Source organism: Comamonas sp. CAH-2 (genome assembly GCF_009668305.1).
Taxonomy (GTDB): domain Bacteria; phylum Pseudomonadota; class Gammaproteobacteria; order Burkholderiales; family Burkholderiaceae_C; genus Comamonas; species Comamonas aquatica.
The window spans coordinates 1-307 of sequence record NZ_VSWF01000093.1; the positions used below are offsets into that span (position 1 = coordinate 1).

The following is a 307-nucleotide window of genomic DNA, read 5'->3' on the forward strand; positions in this document are numbered from 1 at the left end:
ACGCCCACGCTTATCGGCTGTATCTTTTTAAAGATGCAAACCTGAATCACTTCAGATTTCTTGCTTCGCCGTGATCAGCGAAGCCTTGTATTGTAGCACTGCTTTCGCAGCACAAAAACGCTTTTAACGCTTTCTTTTCACCTCAACAGCGCTTTGCAAGCACTTGAAGGGAAGAGAAAACGCCCAGTCGCTCGACTGGGCGTTTCTTGCTGTAAGAGCCTGGCGATGACCTACTTTCACACGGGAATCCGCACTATCATCGGCGCAAAGTCGTTTCACTGTCCTGTTCGGGATGGGAAGGAGTGGG

The 307-nt window shown here is 49.8% G+C and carries 1 rRNA gene; it reads right to left on the reverse strand.

What is annotated here, in order from left to right:
• Positions 1–217 precede the first annotated feature (217 nt).
• Positions 218–307 (reverse strand): 5S ribosomal RNA (gene rrf / locus FYM52_RS18615); the annotation flags it as partial.